Source organism: Aeromonas sobria (assembly GCF_000820145.1).
Classification (GTDB): domain Bacteria; phylum Pseudomonadota; class Gammaproteobacteria; order Enterobacterales; family Aeromonadaceae; genus Aeromonas; species Aeromonas sobria.
The window spans coordinates 43,587-63,805 of sequence record NZ_CDBW01000002.1; the positions used below are offsets into that span (position 1 = coordinate 43,587).

Sequence of the window (20,219 nt, forward strand, 5' to 3'; positions counted from 1 at the left end):
AGTACAGATTCAGTAACTAGGCATGTTCAGTGCGAGTGGCGACGATATTGGTACCGGCTTCGCCCTTGAGGATGGCGAGGCCATCTTCCAGAGAACCGATCCCGACCATGCCGCCGGTCGCTTTGACAAATTCACAAGAGGCTTCGACTTTCGGTCCCATGGAGCCTGCATCGAATTTGACCCCGGCCAGCTCATCCGGGCTGGTGACCCGCAGCGGGTGCTGGGTCGGCTTGCCCCAATCCAGATAGACGGCATCGGCGTCGGTCAGGATCAGCAGGGCGTCGGCCTTGATCTGCTTGGCCAGATAGGCAGCAGACATGTCTTTGTCGATCACAGCTTCGATACCGGTCAGGCTCTGGCCATCCCAGGTCACCGGAATGCCACCACCACCGGTACAGATGATGAGGTGGCCCTGAGCGATCAGGGTTTCGATGGCATCACCTTCGATGATGCGCTGGGGCAGTGGGGACGGCACCACGCGGCGGAAGAACTTGCCATCAGCCTTGACCACCCAGTGTTTCTCTTCTGCCAGAGCGCGGGCTTCGGCTTCTTCATAGACGGGGCCGATAAATTTGGTCGGATTGGCAAACGCCGGATCCTTGGGATCAACCTGCACCTGAGTCAGCAACGCGGTAACGTTGCGGCTCGGCATCAGATTTTTCAGCTCCTGGATCAGCATGTAGCCGATCATGCCCTGAGACTCGGCACCCAGCACATCCAGCGGATAAGGAGAGACCTTGGTGTAAGCACTGTTTTGCAGGGCCAGCAGGCCGACTTGCGGGCCGTTGCCATGCACCAGCACCACGTTGTACTCCTGAGCAATCAGGGCGATGGTCTTGGCGGCCGTGGCGATGTTCTTGCGCTGGATATCCGCTTCAAGGGGCTCACCACGACGGAGCAGTGCATTACCACCCAGAGCGACGACGACAGTTGGTTTTTTCATAGTGGTTAATCTCGATTTTGGGTCTGTGTGGCGCCAGCCTCTGCCGGCGCCACGCCGTCTCATCAGATGCTGTCGCGTTCCATCGGGCAGCTCATGCAGCGGGCGCCGCCGCGGCCACGACCCAGTTCATCACCCGGAATGGAGAGAACTGTGATGCCGGCCTTGTCATATTTCTCGTTGGTGTAGGTGTTGCGCTCATAACCCACCACCACGCCGGGACGTACGGTCAGTACGTTGTTGGCATCGTTCCACTGCTCGCGTTCGGCTTCGAAGCTGTCACCGCCAGTCGTGATGAGCTTGAGCTGATCCACACCCAGCGCCTTCTCGATGGCAGTAACGAAGTAACCCTCCTCCTTGATGTTCATGCCGGTGGCGCCGCCCGGAGTCAGACTCCAGCACTGCAGATCTTTGCGAACCACTTCTGGATAAACGGAGAAGGTATCTATATCCATGTGAGTCATGACGGTATCCAGGTGCATGCAGCTACGGTGTTTCGGCAGCTCCATGGCGATGACCTGTTTGGCCTGACCATGTTTGAACAGGCTGCGAGCCAGATGCTCGACCCCTTGTGGCGTAGTACGCTCGGACATACCGATGAGCACAGCACCACGACCGATGACAAGTACGTCCCCCCCCTCGATGGTGGCGTTGTCGTAGTCATGGTCTTCGTCACCGAAGTACTTGATGAAGTCCTGCCCGGCAAACATCGGGTGCCAGCGGTAGATGGCCTTCACATGGTTGGTCTCGCGGCGACGGGCCGGTTTGGCCATCGGGTTGATGGAGACGCCACCGTAGACCCAGCAGGAGGTATCACGGGTAAAGAGGTGGTTAGGCAGCGGCTCAATGATGAAATCGGTTGGGGTGTGCATGCCAACAACCATGTTGACGCCGCGGTGGGGCATCTCGGAGTAGGTCAGGCCACCCGTCAGAATACGGGCCAGTTCACGATGCGGCATATCAGCCAGGAAGCAACGCACGTCGTTGGCCAGAGAAGAGCCGAGGCGATAATCGGAGACCTGATGTTGCAGCAGCCAGGTTTTGGCTTCCGGCACATCCAGGGTTTCGGCCAACATATTAGTCAGCAGGAAAACTTCGACATTCTGATCGCGCAGTACCTGAGCGAATTTGTCGTGCTCCTGACCGGCACGCTCAACAGACAAGACATCATCGAACAGCAGGTCCTGGCAGTTGGAAGGGGTCAGACGCTTCAGACTGAGGTTGGGGCGGTGCAACATGACTCGGCGCAATTGGCCAACTTCAGAACCTACATTAAATTTGCTCATGATTAAATTCCGTCTAGCAGTGGTCCCTGCGAGTGATTGAATAGATTCCTTCTATTCATGCTCGTGGCTAAGGCGGGATATTCTTTATGTAGGGTACTCGGCTTATGTTCTATCCTGCCCTTGCCTTTCGAGACCGAGGTTAGACCTGCGAACCAACGCAAACTTAGACATTGATCACATTCACTCAGAACTGAATATATTCACCGCTCAATCTATGACCCCGGTAGCAAATCGCACATTTTCCAAACACTGCATGCTGAATAGCCATGCACAACCACCCTGCTATATTTCAGTTTGATTCGTTTTTTATTCATTCATGGTCAATGGCCGGATTAAACAAGAAAACAAAAAAACCTTTAAAATCAATGAAATGTAAATATTTAAATAGGAGAGATGAATATTGCCGTCTCGCTATTGAATACATCAGCATGACCACCGGATCGGAGGAGAAATAAAAACTCATATCCCCACACTTCATTGCATAAAACTTTTCTTGTCCCAGATCATGGCATTGATGCAATCCCCTTAGCGCCCTGCCCTGCACGCAATACTCTTCCCGATCCGATTCAACTCAATATGCACAAAGTACGCATCCAGGCAGCTAACTATCCCGGTGAATCATCACAACGCCTTTTGATACTTTTTTCATTAGTTGAATTTATTGGTCTCACCTTGCACTGCCACCAACCTCGACTTAACTCAGACAGTGATCCAGATCACATACGGATGGTTCAACCAAGGAGTTGTTATGAAGATGAAACCCATGCTGCTGCTCGCCACTTTGTTCCTGACTGCTCTACCAGGCCTCAGCCAGGCCGAAGGAGCTCCCGCCATGCCCATGGTGGTCTGCCATGTCGATCAAGCCCCCCAAATGCTGGTACCTGAATATGTCTGTCGCTGGCATGGAGGTAAGGTTCATTACTAGTCGAAACAGCGAGAGGAGCATCACTCCTCTCGCCTTGTGATGAGGCAGGCTCCTCCTATACTGAAATCAGCAGTTTTCTCATGGATAGGGGAAAGTCATGATCTTGTTGGTCGGTGGAGAGAAGGGGGGGAGTGGCAAGAGCTGCCTGGCACAAAATCTGGCGGTCTACCTCAGATCCCAATTTCAGGGGGAGGTATTGCTGGTCGATTGCGACCCGCAGCGCACCACCTCTGACTGGATTCAGGAGCGCAATGACAACCCGGAGCTGCCACAAATCAACTGCGTTCAGCTCTATGGCAATATTCGCAACGACCTGCTCAGCCTGAAGAACCGCTACGACTACGTCATCGTCGATTGCGGCGGGCAAGACAACCGGGCGCTGCGATCCACCATGGCTGTCGCCACTCACGCCCTGATCCCCCTGCGCCCCAAGCGTCGCGACCTCAAGACCCTGCCCCATATGGAAGATCTCATCACCACCTGCAAGATGGTCAATCCAACGCTCAATGCAGCCGTGGTGCTAACCCAGTGCCCGGCCCTGCCCAATCAGGTAAAGCGCATTCTGGAAGCGAAGGAGGTCTGCTCCTCATTCGGTGTCGACGTGCTGAATGCCATCACCTACGGCCGCAATGTTTACGATGACAGCGAGGAAAAGGGGTTATCAGTGATGGAGATCGAGCCTGACGGCAAATCTGCCGAAGAGATCAGGACCATCGCCAAAGAGTTCCTGCAAGTGGGGGTATGAGATGGGCCTGGCTGATCTGAAAAAAAAGCACCAGTTACATCATCAAAAGAAGTTCACCGTTGACGAGTTTATCGAAGATGCGGAGTTCTACGCAAAAGGCACCCCCAAGGTGGTCAGCCTGGAACTGAACCAGCATAGGGATGAAGCCTTGTCCGCACTGGCCTTTATCGAGAGTGGTGAGCACCTTAAACCCAGCTATAAGAAGGCCACCTTCTCGATGAGCGCGGTGGCCATTGATGAACTGGGCAACCTGACCCAGCAAGATGGTATGAACAAATCCCTGCTGCTGCGCCTTTTCACTCACTACTTCTCTTCACTCACTCCGGAAGAGCGTCAGACCATCTATGAGCGGCTCAACCAGCGCTCATAATTTCCCCATTAAACCGATCTTTTTGTGCCTCACCAATCGACTCAGAATGACCATCATCAGACCGCAAAATCTGTTTCCAAAGTAACCAAAAAGCCGCGTAAGAGATCAGCCATTCAATATGTAAGCCAACCGCCGAAAAGATCCCCGAGATAATCGGAAGATGGGATATTAAAACATGACAACAGAACACTTAACATCATGTTTATAAATGAATAAATAGAAACGCCCTGCTTTCTAAACAGCTAATGACAAAAACGTTTTCCAATCTGACGTTGTAGCCGGTAAGAAAATCCTTATAGTTACTCATGCACGGACGCAATGAAGTCGGTCAGGAAGACTGGCTGCCAGGGTTAGGCAAATGGACTCGCCACAGGATGTGGTAAAGGACACCTCCCAGGATGGAGAAAGTGCGACGGGACAGGATGACTCGTCAGGCCAAGATGGCTAAAGGACACCCCAAAGGATTGGGAAGGGGAAACCTAAAGGAAGAGGTAAACAGTCAGGGATTGCAGGGAGCAACTTCGTTCAAGGATATGAGCGATACGACTACCGGGGGCGACGCAAGTCGCCCCCATCTTTTTGTCTGCGTTTCACCGCCCCATTGCTTGCCTCAGCACAGTGCCTTCTTGCCAGAACCTTCCAGACCCGCTGCTTAAGCAAAAATACATATGAAAGGGGCGCCACGATGACGCCCCTTTCTGTTTTCTGATCGACAAACACAACTTATATCACGCGGGAGAACTGCTGCTGGCGCGCCTTGTTGCGCAGATAGACATCGAAACACATGCAGATATTGCGGATCAACAGCTGCCCCGTTGACGAAACCTCCAGCCCAGCATCTGCCATGCGCACCAAACCATCGTCAATGAAGGTCTGCAGCAGCTTGAGATCTTCAGCGAAATACTCCTTGAAGTTCAGACCGAACATCTGCTCGACAACAGCAAAGTTAAGGCGAAAATCACAGATGAGCCGCTTGATCACCTCGCGGCGGATCAGGTCATCCTGATTGAGCGAGCAACCTTTCCACTGAGCATGGCCCAGCTCTGCAACCTGTGCGTAATAAGCCTTGAGCTCTTTCTGGTTCTGGGAATAGGCATCACCGATCATGCTGATGGAGGAGACCCCCAGCCCCAGCAGATCGCAATCACCCTGGGTGGTATAGCCCTGGAAGTTGCGGTGCAGCTTGCCCTCGCGCTGCGCCACCGCCAGCTCGTCATCAGGTTTGGCAAAATGGTCCATGCCGATAAACTGGTAACCCTGACCGGTGAGGAAGGAGATAGTATCCTGCAACATGGCCAGTTTCTCCTGCGGAGCAGGCATGTCGTCTTCTTTCAGCTTGCGCTGGGCGGCAAAGCGACTCGGCAGATGGGCATAGTTGAAGATGGATAGGCGCGCCGGATCGGTTTTGAGCACCTCTTCCAGCGTATGGTGGAAACTGGCACGATCCTGATGCGGCAGGCCATAGATAAGGTCGAGGTTGGTCGAGCGGAAACCAAGTTCACGTGCCCGTTCCAACATGGCTTTAATAAAGTCGTTGTCCTGCTCGCGATTGACCGCGACCTGTACAGCCTTGTTGAAATCCTGCACCCCAAGGCTGATGCGGTTGAAGCCGACTTCTCGCAGCACATCCAACATGGTAATGGCGATCTCGCGCGGATCGACCTCGATGCTAAACTCCCCCTCTTCGGCGAAGTGGAAATGCTCACGCAGCATGCCCATCAGACGGCGCGTCTGTGCTTCATCCAGATAGGTGGGCGTACCGCCGCCCCAGTGCAGCTGGGTAACCAGCCGATGTTTGAAAAGCGGAGCCTGCGCCTTGATCTCCTGCTCCAGGTAGTCGAGGTACTCGTCAGCCTTGTGCTGATGGCGGGTAATGACCTTGTTGCAGCCGCAGTAATAGCAGAGCTTGTGACAGAAAGGGATATGCACGTAGAGCGACAGATTGCGCTCGGGATACTGGCCGGCAGCGCGGACAAAATCCGGATAGCCGAAGCTCTCGTTGAACTCCAGCGCAGTGGGATAAGAGGTGTATCGCGGGCCACTGTAGTTATATTTTTCGATCAGGGCCTGATCCCACACAATCTGTTCTGCTTGCACGCTCGCTTCCTCTCTTGTTGTTATTGACGGCTCATCGGCCTAACTGAAAATCCTTCAGTTGGGCCACATCCTTGAGGATCTGAGCCTCCAGCTCAGCCTCGTAGCCACTGCGGTCGAGATCCATTCTCATCACTTGGTTGCGCTTGAGGGCTCGCCTAGCCTCATGAGTCGGCATATCTTTCACCTTCTCATACAATCCGTACAGACCCGGGAACTCGGTTGCAAACACGCGCCCACCCTTGATCTGCAACGCATCTAACAGGTTGGTCAGTCGAATGGCGCCTTCGGAATAGTCACACTGTCCCTCCTGCACCGCATGGGCAATGACTCGCACACTATCCAGAATTAGCTCATTGCGGGCAGCAATCGCCTGCGACTGCATCCCTTGCTGTCGTTTGAGCCTGGCTAGCAGCATACCGGCATAGATGGCCAAGCCTGACAAAATCAGGCCGCCCAACAGGGCGGCCAGCATCCACTCACTCATCACTTTTTCTTCGGCTCAGGTTTTGGCTCAGGCTTGTAATCAACCTGAGTGAAACGATCCCACAGCTCCTCTTCAGAAGCAGGCTGTTGTGGTTCGTCGAACCCGGCATCATCATCACCATCGAACGGGAGGTCATCTTCGTCTTCATCGTTATCGATGATACCCAGCTCATCCATCAGCACCTGATAGCGGTCAACGCGCTGATCAACCCAGGCCTGCTCGGCAGCTTCCAGCGTTTCACCGGCATCAAGACGATCCAGCAGATCATTCAGGCGATCATCATTTTCGATAGAGGCCAGCTCCTGCTCAGGCGTCATCGCCAGTTTCTTCTCTTTTACCGGCTTGGTCGTCGTCGGCTTTTTCTGCTTTTCATCCAGCACCAATACAACCGGCTTGCGTGAACCGATCCGTGGGTCTTTGGGCTGCTTATTCGAGTTATTGTTTTGTTGCTCGGCTTGCTGACGAGAACCTGCCTTCAGGCCCTTGCGCTTGGCAGCCCGCTTACGCTCACGACCTTCCTGAGCACTGACATCAGATTCTTGGCGCTTACCGGTAGGCTTGCGAGTGGGTTGTTTAGCAGACATGAATGGCTAACTCCGAAAAATAACTGGATTGAACCCGAACCCGGGATGATCTGACCCGGTGGGATACGATGCGAGGAACAGTAAGGATGGAACAAGAACAGGATCTCGCCCCAACTCGGCCAAAAGTGACCACTGAACACCGCAGGATCGGTATCCTCTGGGCATGTTGCTGGTATTTTGACACAGAATGGCTAATCGGGTTAATGACCCCAACGAAAAAAGGCAGCCGAAGCTGCCTTGATATGTTTATGCGAGTACATCGTGAAAGGCAAAACAGTACGCTTTACCCTTTCTGCTTAAGACTTCTCATCACGTCATATCTTGGTGTGGTCATCCTGACCTTATGTTAAGTCGTTCCTGAATGTGCGTGTGCCTGTTTGACCCGCCTCGACCGCATCCTGCTATCGTGTCGGGGAGTTTGCATCCCGCAACCCATCCCGCTCCGGAGATGGCCACCATCCTGATCCTTCAATCCCTTGCCAGCTCATGCGAGCTCATGGCATCCCGCCACGCCTGCCATCCTCTGCTCACAACATCCCGTTGTGAAAACCGCCACCCAATCCGTGGGTGAATCCATTGAGCCTACTGTATCAACTCTATAAGGTGGCTCAATCCACTCAAAACATTCTCAATATGCCGAAAAATACCAAGCGCACATAATCAATTGATAAATAATAAATATTTAAAATTGTATGCAATTTAATGAGCCTTGGCCTGCCGCGAGAATGGAAGATCTCTTACAGAACGGGGGGATTAAACCGAGCATTATCGCAAAACCATAAAAAACAGGGAGCCAAGGCTCCCCGTTTCAACTCAAATCGACCATATCGGCGGTATCAGTGCAGGCCCGCCACATATTTAGACAGAACTTCGATATCCTGATCAGTCAGCTTCTTGGCAACGTCCCGCATCATACCATTGGGGTCGTTATCCCGCGCAGCTGCACGAAATGCGGTGAGCTGAGCTTTGATATAAGCAGGGTGCTGGCCGGACAGGCTTGGATACTTGGCCTGTTCGACACCCGAGCCTCGGGGGCCATGACAAGCCGTACAGGCAGCCAAACCACGGCTCATGTCACCGCCCATATAGAGTGCCTTGCCGGCTTCGGCCACGTCGTCAGGCACGGCTATCGGGGTGACTTTCAAGCTGGAGAAGTAAGCCGCCAGGTCGTCCATGTCCTGTTCCGACAAGGGCAATGCCATGGGCCCCATCACAGGTGCAACCCGGCCAATTTGACCAGAAGCGGCAGCCTTCAGTTCAACTAACTGCTTTTTGATATATGATGCATGCTGACCAGCAATTTTGGGGTACATATCAATCAGGCTGTTTCCGTCCGGTCCATGACACGCCGCACAAACGGCAGCCTTGGTCTGTCCCGCAGCGGCATCGCCCTTGGCTTGTGCCATCCCCGTTACGCCAACCATCAGAGCAAGAGTAATGACTAGGTTCTTCATGGCGTTCCAACTTTTCGTTATTAGGCTTCCAGATCCCATGCCGCTGAAGGCATGTTAAAATAAACGCGTTTAAGCGACGCTATTTTACACCATTTTACAAAAAAGTAACTCTATAACCCTCTATCTCCATGGGGAATTTACGTTGGATACACAAACTCTGAATTTCAATAAGGTGCATTTTGTGACCAGCGCACCCGACATCCGCCACCTGCCAAATGATGGGGGTGTCGAGATCGCGTTTGCCGGCCGTTCCAACGCCGGTAAGTCATCTGCATTGAACACCTTAACTAAACACAAGAACCTGGCTCGTACCAGTAAAACACCCGGTCGAACCCAGCTAATCAACCTGTTTGAACTGGAGCCTGGCAAGCGCCTGGTCGACCTGCCGGGTTACGGTTATGCGCAAGTTCCGCTAGAAATGAAGCTCAAGTGGCAAAAGTCACTGGCAGAGTATCTGCAGTGCCGTGAATCATTGAAAGGTCTGGTGATCCTGATGGATATTCGCCACCCACTCAAAGATACCGACATGAACATGCTGGAGTGGAGCTCCCACCGTGATCTACCTGTAATGCTGCTGCTGACCAAGGCCGATAAACTGAGTCCGGGTCCGCGCAATAATCAGGTGATCAAGGTGCGCCAAGCCGTTGCCAATCTGGGCTCACAGATCCAGGTGGCCGCCTTCTCGTCTACTACCAACATTGGTTTGGACAAGTTGGAACAAACTCTCACCGAATGGTATCTCAGCGGTGATGATCAACAACTCGCAGACGCCGATCAACACGAACCTGCCGGGGAATAATCTACTCCTCGCCATCCTTGCAATTGGCGGAGTACTCCTCCGCTGATTGAAAGGGTTTCAGATTGCCGCTTTCATTGTCATTGCGGCATCATCTCAATTCAAAAACCCAATAAAAAACAAATTAATTCATATTTTTCATATGGTTATACTTAAACTTCGCATCGAGAATTAACATAACTTGATGCTGATACCGTTTTCAATTTTGTTCTTTTAACACCACGCTAAATAACAAAAAAGCTGAAGATATGAAATTAAATTACACAATTTAAAGCGATGGATAAAAATGAGGCCGGACGACAGTGATGTCATCCAGCCTGAAACAATAAGTTCAAAAATTGAGAAGAAGCTGAATTTTGAGTACCAGACGACAGGTATCCCTCAAGCAGCAGCCTTATTCTATCAAACGCACCAGTATTTTAAAGCATTTACTCTAAACGCCACCCATAAAAAAATACCCCGACGAGAACCTCACCGGGGCAGCTATTCAGCTACATTCAATTACGTGAAATAAAAGGTCTGAAAGATAGAACATCTTACCTCTGTACCCTACGCAGAGAACTGTACGACAAAGCAGCAGAAAGTGAAAGTAATTTCTGTAATTTAGTTTCACAACTCATAGGTTAAGAAAAAATCTTTTATTTTCATGCAGATAAAAAATCCCCAGTACGAATACCGGGGAGTTATAAAGGTGACTAGCTAGCACTACCTCAACTATCTAGTTAGTCAGCACAATTTCAAAGTAGTTCCGCTACAAGACAAAAAAACTTCGAATAATCAGAGATAGATGGCGCCATCCTCAGCAAACTCTTGTTCTTCAATGAGTTTCTCTGCAGCATCCTCGATGTCAAAGCGCACACTTTCGAAGGCTCTGACGATGTCATCTTCCCTGGTCAGCACCAGACCTGTCATTTTCTCCAGTCGCCGCTGGCTGATGTAACAATCTATCAGCGCTCCCATTTGCTGGGCGGGAAAACGCACCCGCTGTTCGCTAGCCTGCCACTCCATCAGGTCAGGAAACAAAATACTTTGGTTCATAGGATCCCCAGGTTACGTTTCAACTCTCTCAATACCTGTTTAGTCCCTGGACGGATTCCACGCCACACGGTAAAGGCTTCAGCAGCCTGCTCCACCAGCATGCCGAGTCCATCCATGGTCAGCCGGGCACCATGCTGTTTGGCCCAGCGAATAAAAGGGGTCTGCGTTGCGCCGTACATCATGTCGTAGATGGCAATATCCGCATGGATAATGGCAGGGGCCAACGGCGGCAGCTCACCCTGCAAACTGGCAGAAGTGGAGTTGATGATGAGATCGAACCGCCCAGTCAATAACTCAAAGACCTCGGCAGTGACCGTACCCAGATCGTGAAATTCGGCAGCCAGTTGTTGAGCTTTTCCGTGCGTGCGGTTGGCAATCACCAGCTCACTCGGCTTCTCGGCCAGCAGCGGCGCCAACGCACCGCGGGCCGCCCCACCAGCCCCCAGCAGCAAGATCCGGCTGCCCGCCAACGTCACACCATGAGCTTTAAGATCCGCTACCAGTCCTGCGCCATCAGTATTGTCGCCCAGCAGTACGCCATCATCGGTCAGCTTGATGGTATTGACTGCGCCCGCCCGCTTGGCCCTCGGGCTCAACTGATCGACTAGCGCGAATGCCTGCTCCTTGAAGGGCACGGTGACATTGCACCCCTTCCCCCCCTCGGCAAAGAAGCTGTGCAGGGTGTCAGCAAACTCGTCGACAGCGGGCTCGGCCAGCCCATACTCCAGCTCTTGCTGGGTTTGTCTGGCAAACAGGGTATGAATGAAGGGGGACTTGCTGTGGCGCACCGGGTGGCCAAAAACCAGATAACGATCCATCAAAGAGTTCCATCAGAGGGCAATATTCCGATTTAACGGGTTTTCCCACTCCGGAACAAGCCGAATATCGGCTAGTAAAAAGGGGCCATCATGGCCCCTCGGGTCACAGCCACTCTCGCGGCGTGAGATAGTCGGTGTAGAGCAAGGCTTCCGGGCTGCCCGCTTCCGGCTGCCAGTCATACTCCCAGCGGGCCAGCGGTGGCATCGACATCAGGATCGACTCGGTACGTCCACCGGTCTGCAACCCGAACAGGGTGCCCCGATCGTATACCAGATTGAACTCCACATAACGACCGCGGCGATAGAGCTGGAACTCCCGCTCCCGCTCGCCATAGGGCAGCGCCTTGCGTCGCTCGATGATCGGCAGGTAGGCATCGAGATAACCCCGACCTACCGCCTGCATAAAGGCGAAGCAGTCAGCAAAGGGCCAGCGATTCAGATCGTCGAAGAAGAGACCACCCACCCCCCGTGTCTCGTTGCGATGCTTGAGGAAGAAGTAGCGATCGCACCAGGATTTGAACTCGGGGTAGATCTCATCACCAAAAGGCAGGCAAAGATCACGGGAGATCTGATGCCAGTGCTGTACATCTTCGGCAAACGGGTAGAAAGGCGTCAAATCGAAACCACCGCCAAACCACCAGATCGGCTCTTCGCCTTCCTTCTCGGCAATGAAGAAACGGACGTTAGCGTGGCTGGTCGGCACATAGGGGTTGTGCGGATGGATCACCAACGACACGCCCATCGCCTCGAACTTGCGACCGGCCAGTTCGGGCCTATGCACCGTCGCAGAGGCAGGCATGGCATCGCCATAGACATGGGAGAAATTGACGCCCCCTTGTTCGATCACCACACCGTGGCGCAGCACCCGGGTGCGGCCGCCACCACCACCCTCACGGCTCCAACTATCTTCCACAAAGTGTCCACCGCCGTCAGCCTGCTCCAGACCACGGCAGATCTCATCCTGCAACTGCAACAGGAAGGCCTTGACCTGGGCCACATCCGGTTTGCTCATCTTGTCTCCAGTCAGGCAGGATCTTGAACGTCCTGTCCATTTTTGTTGTGGTATCACGCCATGATCTCATCACCATGACGGTAAATCAGCATGCCCGCCCCCTCAGGAGGGGCGAATAATGGAGCCAGTGCGAGCATCCTTGATTTCGGACGGATTGGCATTCCCTCCGACTTCGCCGGGCAGGATATAGGCCAGCTTACTTGCCAGCAGCTCACCGATATCGGCCACCCGACGGGCAGGCTCCTCACCGGTCAGGTTAGCACTGGTGGAGACCAGCGGCTTGCCAAAGGCGCGGCACAACGCCTGTACCTGAGGATGGGCAGTGACGCGCACCGCCAGGGTGTCGAACTGTCCGGTCAGCCAGGCCGGTGTCGTCGCACGGGCCGGCATGATCCAGGTGAAAGGGCCGGGCCAGCTGGCCTCAACCCGTGCCAGCTGTTCGCTGGTGAGCTGGCTCAGATCGATATAATCCTGCAATTGTTCCAGATCCGCCGCAATCAGGATCAGCCCCTTCTCCACCGGGCGTTGCTTGATGGTCAGCAGCCGCTGCACCGCAACCTCAGAATCAGGATCACAACCCAGGCCAAACACGGCCTCGGTTGCGTAGGCAATCACCCCATCCTGCTGGAGAGCAGTAACTGCGAGTTCAAATTTGTTTGGCATATAAAAATGCGGCAGTCTGGCTGCCGCCTCATCACTTGGTTGCAAATTGAATCGAGGTGGCAGCGATCATGGCGGATAGACGTGCTGGCTGGAGCGCAGGCAAAATACGTCATCTTCACTTCAGATCGCGACCGACCGACTTATTTGAGTAGTAGAGCCTGCAGAGCGGCATCCTTGGCCATTACCTCTTCGGCATTCTTCTGCCGTTCGACGCGAACCTTGACCGCCAGTTCATCATCAGCCACCGCCAGCATCTGCGCGGCCAGGTAACCTGCGTTTTTGGCACCGGCCTTGCCGATTGCCACCGTCGCCACTGGTACACCGCCCGGCATCTGCACGGTAGAGAGCAACGCATCCAGCCCCTTGAGCGGGCCGCCATCGATAGGCACGCCGATCACCGGGCGAGTGGTGATGCCAGCAACGGCACCAGCCAGATGAGCAGCCAAACCGGCAGCACAGATAAAGACCTTGCAGCCACGGGCCTCGGCATCGGTCACATACTGATGGGTTGCTGCCGGAGTACGGTGCGCAGAGGTCACTTTAACTTCTACGGTGATATCAAACGACTTGAGCACCTCAAGAGTGGTTTGCATCACCGGAAAGTCAGAATCAGAGCCCATCAAGACGGCAACAAAGGGTTTACTCATGGTGAAGATGTCCTTACTCCAAGTGGGGGATGATGTTCACCGAAAACGTTTTTATCTGCTTGCGGCGGCGCGATTATACCTGCTCACTTTGGTGGCCGCATTTCTTTTGCGGACAGACCCAGCGCAGATTTCCCCGCACTTTTTTCTCGACCATAATGCCCCAACCACACGCTGGGCACGGCATGGGGATCGGCTTGTCGTTCACCACATATTTACAATGGGGATAGCCATCACAGGAGTAAAATTGCTTGCCGTAGCGGGAGGTTCGGCTCACCAGATGATCCTTGCCACACGCGGGACAGAGGATCTGGGTATCGTCACTCTCCTGCAAGGATGCGATGTGCTGACAGGCCGGATAGTGGGTGCAGCCAACAAACAGACCGTAACGCCCCTTCTTGATCGCCAGCGGCTGTCCACAATCGGGACAAGCAGAGCCTTCGAGCACCTTTTCGATGTCGCGGCCGGATGGTGTCAGGGAGCGGATATAATCACAGGAAGGGTACGTGGAGCAGCCAAGAAACAGGCCATGCTTGCCCTGGCGCATCACCAGTTCGGCCCCGCACTGCGGGCACGGCTCGCGCTCGAAGGCATGTTCGTGGGCTGAAAAGAGGTGATGATCAATTTTTGACATGGGCCGCGCCTTGAAATCCAGATGGCCTGAATTCTACCAGCGCGGCACCGGACTGTCAGTGAATGACGCCGTCTGACTCATCAAACACCAGCTCTTCCATCTGCTGGTAGGCATTTTCACTGCCCGGTACGTTGAACAGCACCATCATAACGACCCACTTCAGGTCATCCAGCTCGATATCCGGTTTATCCAGTTCGAGCAGGCGCTCGATACAGATCTCGCGGGTTTCGGCATTCAAGACTTGAGCCTGCTCCAGGAAAAGCAGGAAACCACGGCACTCGGTGCCGAGGCGAGCCAGCTCCTGCGGGGCATAGATACGCATCGAGCCTTGCGCGCTGGCGGTGACATAGATCTCCCGCTCGCTATCGTGCAAGTTGGCCAGTCGCTCCAGCCAATTCAGTGCCTTGTCGATTTCATCTTTATCGAAACCGGCCCGAGTCAACTCATCGCTTAGCTCATCCTGCTCGACCATCACATCTGCATCGCTGTGGATGTAGGTCTCGAAAAGGTACATCAATACATCAAACATGATTCGCCCTCCTCGCTCTGACGTATCCACCGGCTACCGCCATCACTGCACCGGCCAGCTCCAGCTCTACCAACCTGCCTAATACCACTTCAACAGGAAGCTGGGCCCGCTCGGCAACGGTATCCACGCTCGTGGTCTCATAATCTACGTTATCCAACAAATCGGCATAAGGCAATTCGCTATTATGCTGTTGCTCAGATGATGCAGCCGGCCACTGCGGCCGAACGCTCCACTCAGGCAGCTCTTCCACTATATCGGCCGCACTCAGCACAAGTTTGGCCCCCTGCTGAATTAATCTGTTGCACCCTATGGCTTGGGCATTTTGCGGCGCGCCGGGCACCGCAAACACCTCGCGCCCCTGTTCCAATGCATAACGGGCGGTGATCAATGAACCGCTCTGTTCGGTCGCCTCCACCACTAGGGTGCCCAGAGAGAGTCCACTGATAATACGGTTGCGCCGAGGAAAATGTTCAGCGAGCGGCCCCTTATCCGGCGCCAGCTCGGAGATAAGCAAACCACCATTCTCCAGAATCTGACCTGCCAGCCCTTGATGGCGTTTGGGATAGAGGCTGTCGAGACCCGAGCCCAACACTGCAAGGGTGATGCCTCCACAAGCCAGCGCTTGCTGATGGCAAACACCATCAATGCCCAGCGCCAGCCCGGAGGTAATAGCCAACCCACAGGCAACCAGCTCACCACTGAGACGAGAGGCATTGTCTTTGCCGGCATAGGTGGGATGGCGCGTCCCGACCATCGCCAACTGAGGCAGTGACAGTGCAGTGAGATCGCCGCGACAGTAGAGCAGCAAAGGGGCAGCGGGAATTTCCCGCAACAAGGATGGATAAACCGGATGGTCTTGCGGGATAAGGAAGTGGCCGGGCAACGCGGTCCAAGCCAGGCTCTGCTCAACAACCGGCGATGGCCAGCGCAGTTGCTTAATCTGCTCTGACGACAAGCCTATGCCATGCAGTTGCACTTCATCACTCTGGAACAGGGTATGAATGTCACCCCCAACCCGCTCCAGCAAGCGGGCAGCCGTCACCGGGCCAATACCGGCGACGGCATCCAGGGTCAGCCAGAGCGCCAGACGCTCATCTGGATAAGTCACGTCAGAAATGAGTGACCTGATAACCCGAGCTCACCATGTCATTACTCTGCATGATGAGACCGTAGCTCAGCTTGTCATAGACCTTAAACAACATGACCCGGGCAATCGCTTCGGAAGGCAGTGGTGCCTTGTTATTACTGCTGTAAAACACCCGGTTAAAGACCGACGACAACTCCTTGTACTGCACATTGCCATTTTTGGTTACCAAAGCGGCCCCAGGGCGTTTGACATCCAGCACATCCCCAGCGACCAGTTGATCACGGGCACCCCTATTGATCAGCACTACATCAAACTTGCCCCCCCCACGGGTCTTGTTTGGCAGGCCGATAATGTAACCGGGGGTAATAGCAGGCGCGGCTCGGGGCATAAATACAGCAGGCATGTTCTCCTGAGCGGGTAATGGCATCACCTTGTCACCCTGCAGCACTTCGCGCTGGTTATGGGTCAAGGTTACTTTGGTCCGGTCGCCATCAAGACGCGCTATAGCCCGCACCACACCAGCAAAGATTGCCTCTTGGCCCAGCAGTTCACCGGTTTCACGATCCTTGTAGATCACTCCGGGGTGATAGACGCCATAGACCTGCCCCGGCGTCAGTGAACCCTGCACATAGAGGGTATCCCCCTCCAGCATGCCTATATGTTTCTGGTCCGATCCCAGCAGATAAGGCAGAGTCTTCTGCTGCTGGCTATCTGCCAGAATATGGTCGGTTTGCAAGAAAGGGCCGATCTCGCTGATGGGCAAGGTTGGAATAGGGTTGGCTTTGTTCTCATAGCGGTTTTTGGGGCTAAGGCGAATAACTTGCTTGCCCCCCTGTATCTCCTTGCCAAGACGGGGCTCCCCGTTGACCCAGGTCAGGTGCAGCACATCGCCGGGATAGATCCAGTGCGGGTTGGCAATCTGCGGATTAATGTTCCAGAGGCGCGGCCACAGCCAGGGCTCTGCCAGATACTGGCCGGAGATATCCCACAAGGTGTCGCCTTTTTGCACCACATAACTGTCGGGATAACCCTGCTTCAGCTTCAACTGGTCGGCCAGGGCAGACTGGCCCACGGTCACCAACAAACAGGCTAAGATGGTTTGCTTCAGATACATAACACTCCCTGTTACTTCTGCACGCAAAGTGTTGCTGTTTTTTGTCGGCGTAAATGACTAGAATTACGCCAATATTTGACTGCATTTATACGAAACGAAAGAAAAAACTATGGCCATTCTAGATGTATTGCGCTTTCCCGATGAACGTCTGCGCACTGTAGCAGCCCCTGTCGAGACCTTTACACCCGAGTTACAACACATTGTAGATGATATGTTCGAAACAATGTATGCGGAGGAAGGCATTGGCCTGGCCGCAACTCAAGTCAACATTCATCAGCGCATCATAGTGATCGATGTCTCTGAAAACCGTGAAGATCCTCTGGTATTGATCAATCCGGAGATCCTCGAGCAGAGCGGCAGCACCGGCATTGAAGAGGGTTGCCTCTCCGTCCCGGAACATCGTGCCTTGGTGCCTCGCGCCGAACAGCTCACCATCAGGGCACTGGATCGTCACGGCAAGCCATTCGAACTGGCAGCGGACGATCTGCTCGCTATCTGCATCCAGCATGAGATGGATCATCTGGTCGGCAAGCTGTTTGTGGATTACTTGTCCCCACTCAAGCGCCAGCGCATTCGTCAGAAGCTGGAAAAAATGGCCCGTGAAGATCGCAAAGCCCTCTGAGGACCTGTTGCATTGAAGAAACTGAAACTGATTTTTGCCGGTACTCCCGACTTCGCCGCCCGTCACTTGGCGGCGTTGTTGTCTTCCGACCACGAGGTCGTTGCCGTTTATACCCAGCCTGACAAGCCTGCAGGTCGCGGTCAGAAGCTCACCGCCAGCTCGGTCAAAGAGCTGGCACTGACCCACAATCTGCCGGTTTACCAACCAGCCTCCCTGCGCACAGAAGAGGCGCAAGCCGAGTTGGCCGCCTTGGGTGCCGATCTGATGGTGGTGGTGGCCTATGGCCTGATCCTGCCCAAAGCTGTGCTCGATACCCCCCCGCTGGGCTGTATCAACGTCCACGGCTCGCTGCTGCCACGCTGGCGCGGTGCTGCGCCGATCCAGCGCGCTATCTGGGCGGGCGATGACGAAACCGGTGTCACTATTATGCAGATGGATGTGGGGCTCGATACCGGCGCCATGATCCGTAAAGTAAACTGCCCCATCTCGGCAGACGACACCTCCGCCAGCCTTTACGACAAGCTGGCGGAACTGGGCCCGCAGGCGCTGGTCGATACCATCAATGCCATAGCTGCCGGTGAAACCGCTGCCGACGCGCAAGATGATGCGCTGGCCAACTACGCCGAGAAGCTCTCCAAAGAGGAGGCTCGCATCGACTGGTCAATGGACGCAGTAACGATTGAGCGTTGTATCCGTGCCTTCAACCCCTGGCCTATCAGCTGGTTTGAAGTGGCTGACCAAACCATCAAAGTATGGCAAGCAAAGGTCATCGCCAGCGAGCACGGTCAGCAACCCGGCACCCTGCTCAACGCAGACAAACAGGGGATCGACATCGCCACCGGCCAAGGCATCTTGCGCCTGCTGACCCTGCAGCCACCCGGTAAAAAAGCCATGTCGGTTGCAGATCTGCTGAACTCTCGCCGCGACTGGTTTGAACCCGGCACGCAATTGAACTGAATTGACACAAGCGGGGCCAAGGCCCCGACTTGCGCATCTAAGGTAACATTATGAAAACACGCGCACAGGCTGCTCTCGTTATTCAACAGGTGCTGGATCAGGGTCAATCTCTCTCCGCTGTTCTGCCTGCTGCCCAGGAGAAGGTTGCGCCTCGCGACCGCGCCCTCCTGCAAGAACTTTGCTATGGCACCCTGCGCTGGCTACCCCGCCTCGATGCGGCGGTGAGCGAGATGATGGACAAGCCTCTCAAGAACAAGAGCCGCATCTTTCATTACCTCATTCTGGTCGGCCTCTATCAGCTCATCTATACCCGCATTCCGGCCCACGCCGCGGTGGCCGAGACGGTCAATGCCGTCAAACTGCTCAAGGGTACCTCCCTGCGTGGCCTGATCAACGGCGTGCTGCGCAACTTCCAGCGCAGCGCTGAAGTCATCCTGCTGCGCATCGACCGGGTCCCCAACATTCGCCTCGGTCATCCAGAGTGGCTCACCAAACGGCTGCGCCAGGCTTACCCTGATCAGTGGGAATTGATCATGGAGGCCAACAACCAGCGTCCGCCAATGTGGATCCGCAACAACAGCCAGCGCCAGAGCCGCGAGCAGATGCTGGCCCGCATGGCCGAAGTGGACATCAATGCGGTAGCCGGTGAGGAAGGGGAAGATTGCATCCTGCTGGAGCGTCCTTGCGATGTGACCAAGCTGCCCGGCTTCGAGGCAGGTGACTGCTCGGTACAGGATGGTGCCGCACAACAGGCTGCGACACTGCTCGACCCACAACCGGGTGAGTGGGTACTCGACGCCTGCGCCGCCCCCGGTGGCAAAACCGCCCACCTGCTGGAGCGTCAGCCCAAGCTTGCCGGCGTGGTGGCCGTCGATGCTGACGAAAACCGCCTCAAACGGGTGCAAGAGAACCTGGTTCGCATCGGCCTCACCGCTCAGGTGATCCATGGCGATGCCAGCACCCCGGATCAGTGGTGGCCAGAGGGCCAGTTCGATCGCATTCTGCTGGATGCTCCCTGCTCCGCCACTGGCGTGATCCGTCGTCATCCCGACATCAAGTGGCTGCGCCGGGATCAGGACATTCGGGAGCTGGCCGAACTGCAGCGCCGCATTCTCAATGCCCTCTGGGGCAAGCTGAAAAGCGGCGGCACCTTGCTTTATGCCACCTGCTCCGTACTGCCGGAAGAGAACCGCGAGCAGATCCGCGCCTTCCTTGCGGCCACCAAAGGTGCCAAATTGGTACCGCTGCACCCGCAAGACACCCCGGAGTGCCCGGGGCGCCAGTTCCTGCCGGGTGAAGCAGAGATGGATGGCTTCTACTACGCCAAACTGATCAAGCTCTGAACCTGAGATGACGTCCCTCGTTCAGGAAAACAGCCAGACATCCGCTGGCTGCCCCTTTTACTGCACCAATGTGAGTA

At 54.7% G+C, this 20,219-nt stretch carries 22 protein-coding genes; 7 read left to right on the forward strand and 15 right to left on the reverse strand.

Annotated features, from left to right (window positions below; translation table 11 throughout):
- Nucleotides 1–16: 16 nt before the first annotated feature.
- Together arcC and arcA are read right to left on the reverse strand one after the other, a co-directional pair.
- Nucleotides 17–943, reverse strand: a complete 927-nt coding sequence (gene arcC / locus BN1135_RS00295; protein ID WP_042017979.1) for a carbamate kinase — start codon at nucleotides 941–943, stop codon at nucleotides 17–19.
- Nucleotides 944–1,005: 62 nt separating this feature from the next.
- Nucleotides 1,006–2,226 (reverse strand): arginine deiminase, encoded by a 1,221-nt coding sequence (gene arcA / locus BN1135_RS00300; RefSeq protein ID WP_042017980.1) that lies wholly within the window; start codon nucleotides 2,224–2,226, stop codon nucleotides 1,006–1,008.
- A 748-nt stretch (nucleotides 2,227–2,974) separates the two neighbouring features.
- On the opposite strand from arcA, the gene BN1135_RS21915 reads away from it, so the two are divergent.
- The 3 genes from BN1135_RS21915 (at nucleotide 2,975) to BN1135_RS00310 (ending at nucleotide 4,266) form a co-directional block, all read left to right on the forward strand.
- On the forward strand, nucleotides 2,975–3,151 hold the full coding sequence (locus BN1135_RS21915; protein WP_175479118.1) for a hypothetical protein: 177 nt from the start codon (nucleotides 2,975–2,977) through the stop codon (nucleotides 3,149–3,151).
- 97 nt (nucleotides 3,152–3,248) lie between these two features.
- Nucleotides 3,249–3,896 carry an AAA family ATPase gene (locus BN1135_RS00305; RefSeq protein WP_042012296.1) on the forward strand — a complete coding sequence of 216 codons (648 nt, stop codon included), beginning with the start codon at nucleotides 3,249–3,251 and terminating at the stop codon, nucleotides 3,894–3,896.
- A 1-nt stretch (nucleotide 3,897) separates the two neighbouring features.
- Entirely contained in the window at nucleotides 3,898–4,266 is a 369-nt protein-coding gene (locus BN1135_RS00310) for a hypothetical protein (protein WP_042017982.1), read from the forward strand.
- Between the two features lie 723 nt (nucleotides 4,267–4,989).
- On the opposite strand, the gene hemN is transcribed toward BN1135_RS00310, so the two are convergent.
- From hemN to BN1135_RS00330, 4 genes are all read right to left on the reverse strand, one after another.
- The gene (gene hemN, locus BN1135_RS00315) at nucleotides 4,990–6,363 is read right to left on the reverse strand and encodes an oxygen-independent coproporphyrinogen III oxidase (protein WP_042017985.1); all 1,374 of its coding nucleotides are present in this window, start codon (nucleotides 6,361–6,363) and stop codon (nucleotides 4,990–4,992) included.
- Between the two features lie 31 nt (nucleotides 6,364–6,394).
- Complete coding sequence (locus tag BN1135_RS00320; protein ID WP_042018081.1) at nucleotides 6,395–6,835, reverse strand: DUF2489 domain-containing protein; 441 nt, start codon at nucleotides 6,833–6,835, stop codon at nucleotides 6,395–6,397.
- A gap of 11 nt (nucleotides 6,836–6,846) precedes the next feature.
- Nucleotides 6,847–7,431, reverse strand: coding sequence for a Der GTPase-activating protein YihI (gene yihI, locus BN1135_RS00325; protein ID WP_042017986.1), 585 nt, complete (start codon nucleotides 7,429–7,431; stop codon nucleotides 6,847–6,849).
- Nucleotides 7,432–8,267: 836 nt separating this feature from the next.
- Nucleotides 8,268–8,885 carry a c-type cytochrome gene (locus tag BN1135_RS00330; RefSeq protein WP_042017988.1) on the reverse strand — a complete coding sequence of 206 codons (618 nt, stop codon included), beginning with the start codon at nucleotides 8,883–8,885 and terminating at the stop codon, nucleotides 8,268–8,270.
- Between the two features lie 142 nt (nucleotides 8,886–9,027).
- On the opposite strand from BN1135_RS00330, the gene yihA reads away from it, so the two are divergent.
- A complete protein-coding gene (gene yihA, locus BN1135_RS00335) occupies nucleotides 9,028–9,684 on the forward strand; it encodes a ribosome biogenesis GTP-binding protein YihA/YsxC (RefSeq protein WP_042017989.1) in 657 nt (218 codons plus the stop codon).
- A 774-nt stretch (nucleotides 9,685–10,458) separates the two neighbouring features.
- On the opposite strand, the gene BN1135_RS00345 is transcribed toward yihA, so the two are convergent.
- The 9 genes from BN1135_RS00345 to BN1135_RS00385 form a co-directional block, all read right to left on the reverse strand.
- Entirely contained in the window at nucleotides 10,459–10,719 is a 261-nt protein-coding gene (locus BN1135_RS00345; protein ID WP_042017991.1) for a DUF1488 family protein, read from the reverse strand.
- On the reverse strand, nucleotides 10,716–11,537 hold the full coding sequence (gene aroE / locus BN1135_RS00350; protein ID WP_042017993.1) for a shikimate dehydrogenase: 822 nt from the start codon (nucleotides 11,535–11,537) through the stop codon (nucleotides 10,716–10,718). Before aroE ends, BN1135_RS00345 begins: the two co-directional genes overlap by 4 nt.
- A gap of 103 nt (nucleotides 11,538–11,640) precedes the next feature.
- Nucleotides 11,641–12,549 (reverse strand): oxygen-dependent coproporphyrinogen oxidase, encoded by a 909-nt coding sequence (gene hemF, locus BN1135_RS00355; RefSeq protein ID WP_042017994.1) that lies wholly within the window; start codon nucleotides 12,547–12,549, stop codon nucleotides 11,641–11,643.
- Between the two features lie 102 nt (nucleotides 12,550–12,651).
- The gene (locus tag BN1135_RS00360; RefSeq protein ID WP_042017995.1) at nucleotides 12,652–13,212 is read right to left on the reverse strand and encodes an L-threonylcarbamoyladenylate synthase type 1 TsaC; all 561 of its coding nucleotides are present in this window, start codon (nucleotides 13,210–13,212) and stop codon (nucleotides 12,652–12,654) included.
- 140 nt (nucleotides 13,213–13,352) lie between these two features.
- Nucleotides 13,353–13,859, reverse strand: a complete 507-nt coding sequence (gene purE / locus BN1135_RS00365) for a 5-(carboxyamino)imidazole ribonucleotide mutase (protein WP_042017996.1) — start codon at nucleotides 13,857–13,859, stop codon at nucleotides 13,353–13,355.
- Nucleotides 13,860–13,932: 73 nt separating this feature from the next.
- Nucleotides 13,933–14,490, reverse strand: coding sequence for a DNA topoisomerase family protein (locus BN1135_RS00370; protein ID WP_042017999.1), 558 nt, complete (start codon nucleotides 14,488–14,490; stop codon nucleotides 13,933–13,935).
- A gap of 55 nt (nucleotides 14,491–14,545) precedes the next feature.
- Nucleotides 14,546–15,019 carry a DUF494 family protein gene (locus tag BN1135_RS00375; protein ID WP_042018000.1) on the reverse strand — a complete coding sequence of 158 codons (474 nt, stop codon included), beginning with the start codon at nucleotides 15,017–15,019 and terminating at the stop codon, nucleotides 14,546–14,548.
- Nucleotides 15,012–16,127 carry a DNA-processing protein DprA gene (dprA, locus tag BN1135_RS00380; protein ID WP_042018001.1) on the reverse strand — a complete coding sequence of 372 codons (1,116 nt, stop codon included), beginning with the start codon at nucleotides 16,125–16,127 and terminating at the stop codon, nucleotides 15,012–15,014. Before dprA ends, BN1135_RS00375 begins: the two co-directional genes overlap by 8 nt.
- A 1-nt stretch (nucleotide 16,128) precedes the next feature.
- On the reverse strand, nucleotides 16,129–17,220 hold the full coding sequence (locus BN1135_RS00385) for a LysM peptidoglycan-binding domain-containing protein (RefSeq protein ID WP_042018003.1): 1,092 nt from the start codon (nucleotides 17,218–17,220) through the stop codon (nucleotides 16,129–16,131).
- Nucleotides 17,221–17,329: 109 nt separating this feature from the next.
- Here BN1135_RS00385 and def point away from each other — a divergent pair, with 109 nt between their 5' ends.
- The 3 genes from def to rsmB are packed head-to-tail and all read left to right on the forward strand — an operon-like array spanning nucleotide 17,330 to nucleotide 20,142.
- On the forward strand, nucleotides 17,330–17,842 hold the full coding sequence (gene def / locus BN1135_RS00390) for a peptide deformylase (protein ID WP_042018004.1): 513 nt from the start codon (nucleotides 17,330–17,332) through the stop codon (nucleotides 17,840–17,842).
- 12 nt (nucleotides 17,843–17,854) lie between these two features.
- Nucleotides 17,855–18,799: a methionyl-tRNA formyltransferase gene (gene fmt, locus BN1135_RS00395; RefSeq protein ID WP_042018006.1), complete on the forward strand. Its 945-nt coding sequence runs from the start codon at nucleotides 17,855–17,857 to the stop codon at nucleotides 18,797–18,799.
- Between the two features lie 50 nt (nucleotides 18,800–18,849).
- The gene (rsmB, locus tag BN1135_RS00400; RefSeq protein ID WP_042018007.1) at nucleotides 18,850–20,142 is read left to right on the forward strand and encodes a 16S rRNA (cytosine(967)-C(5))-methyltransferase RsmB; all 1,293 of its coding nucleotides are present in this window, start codon (nucleotides 18,850–18,852) and stop codon (nucleotides 20,140–20,142) included.
- Nucleotides 20,143–20,219: the final 77 nt, after the last annotated feature.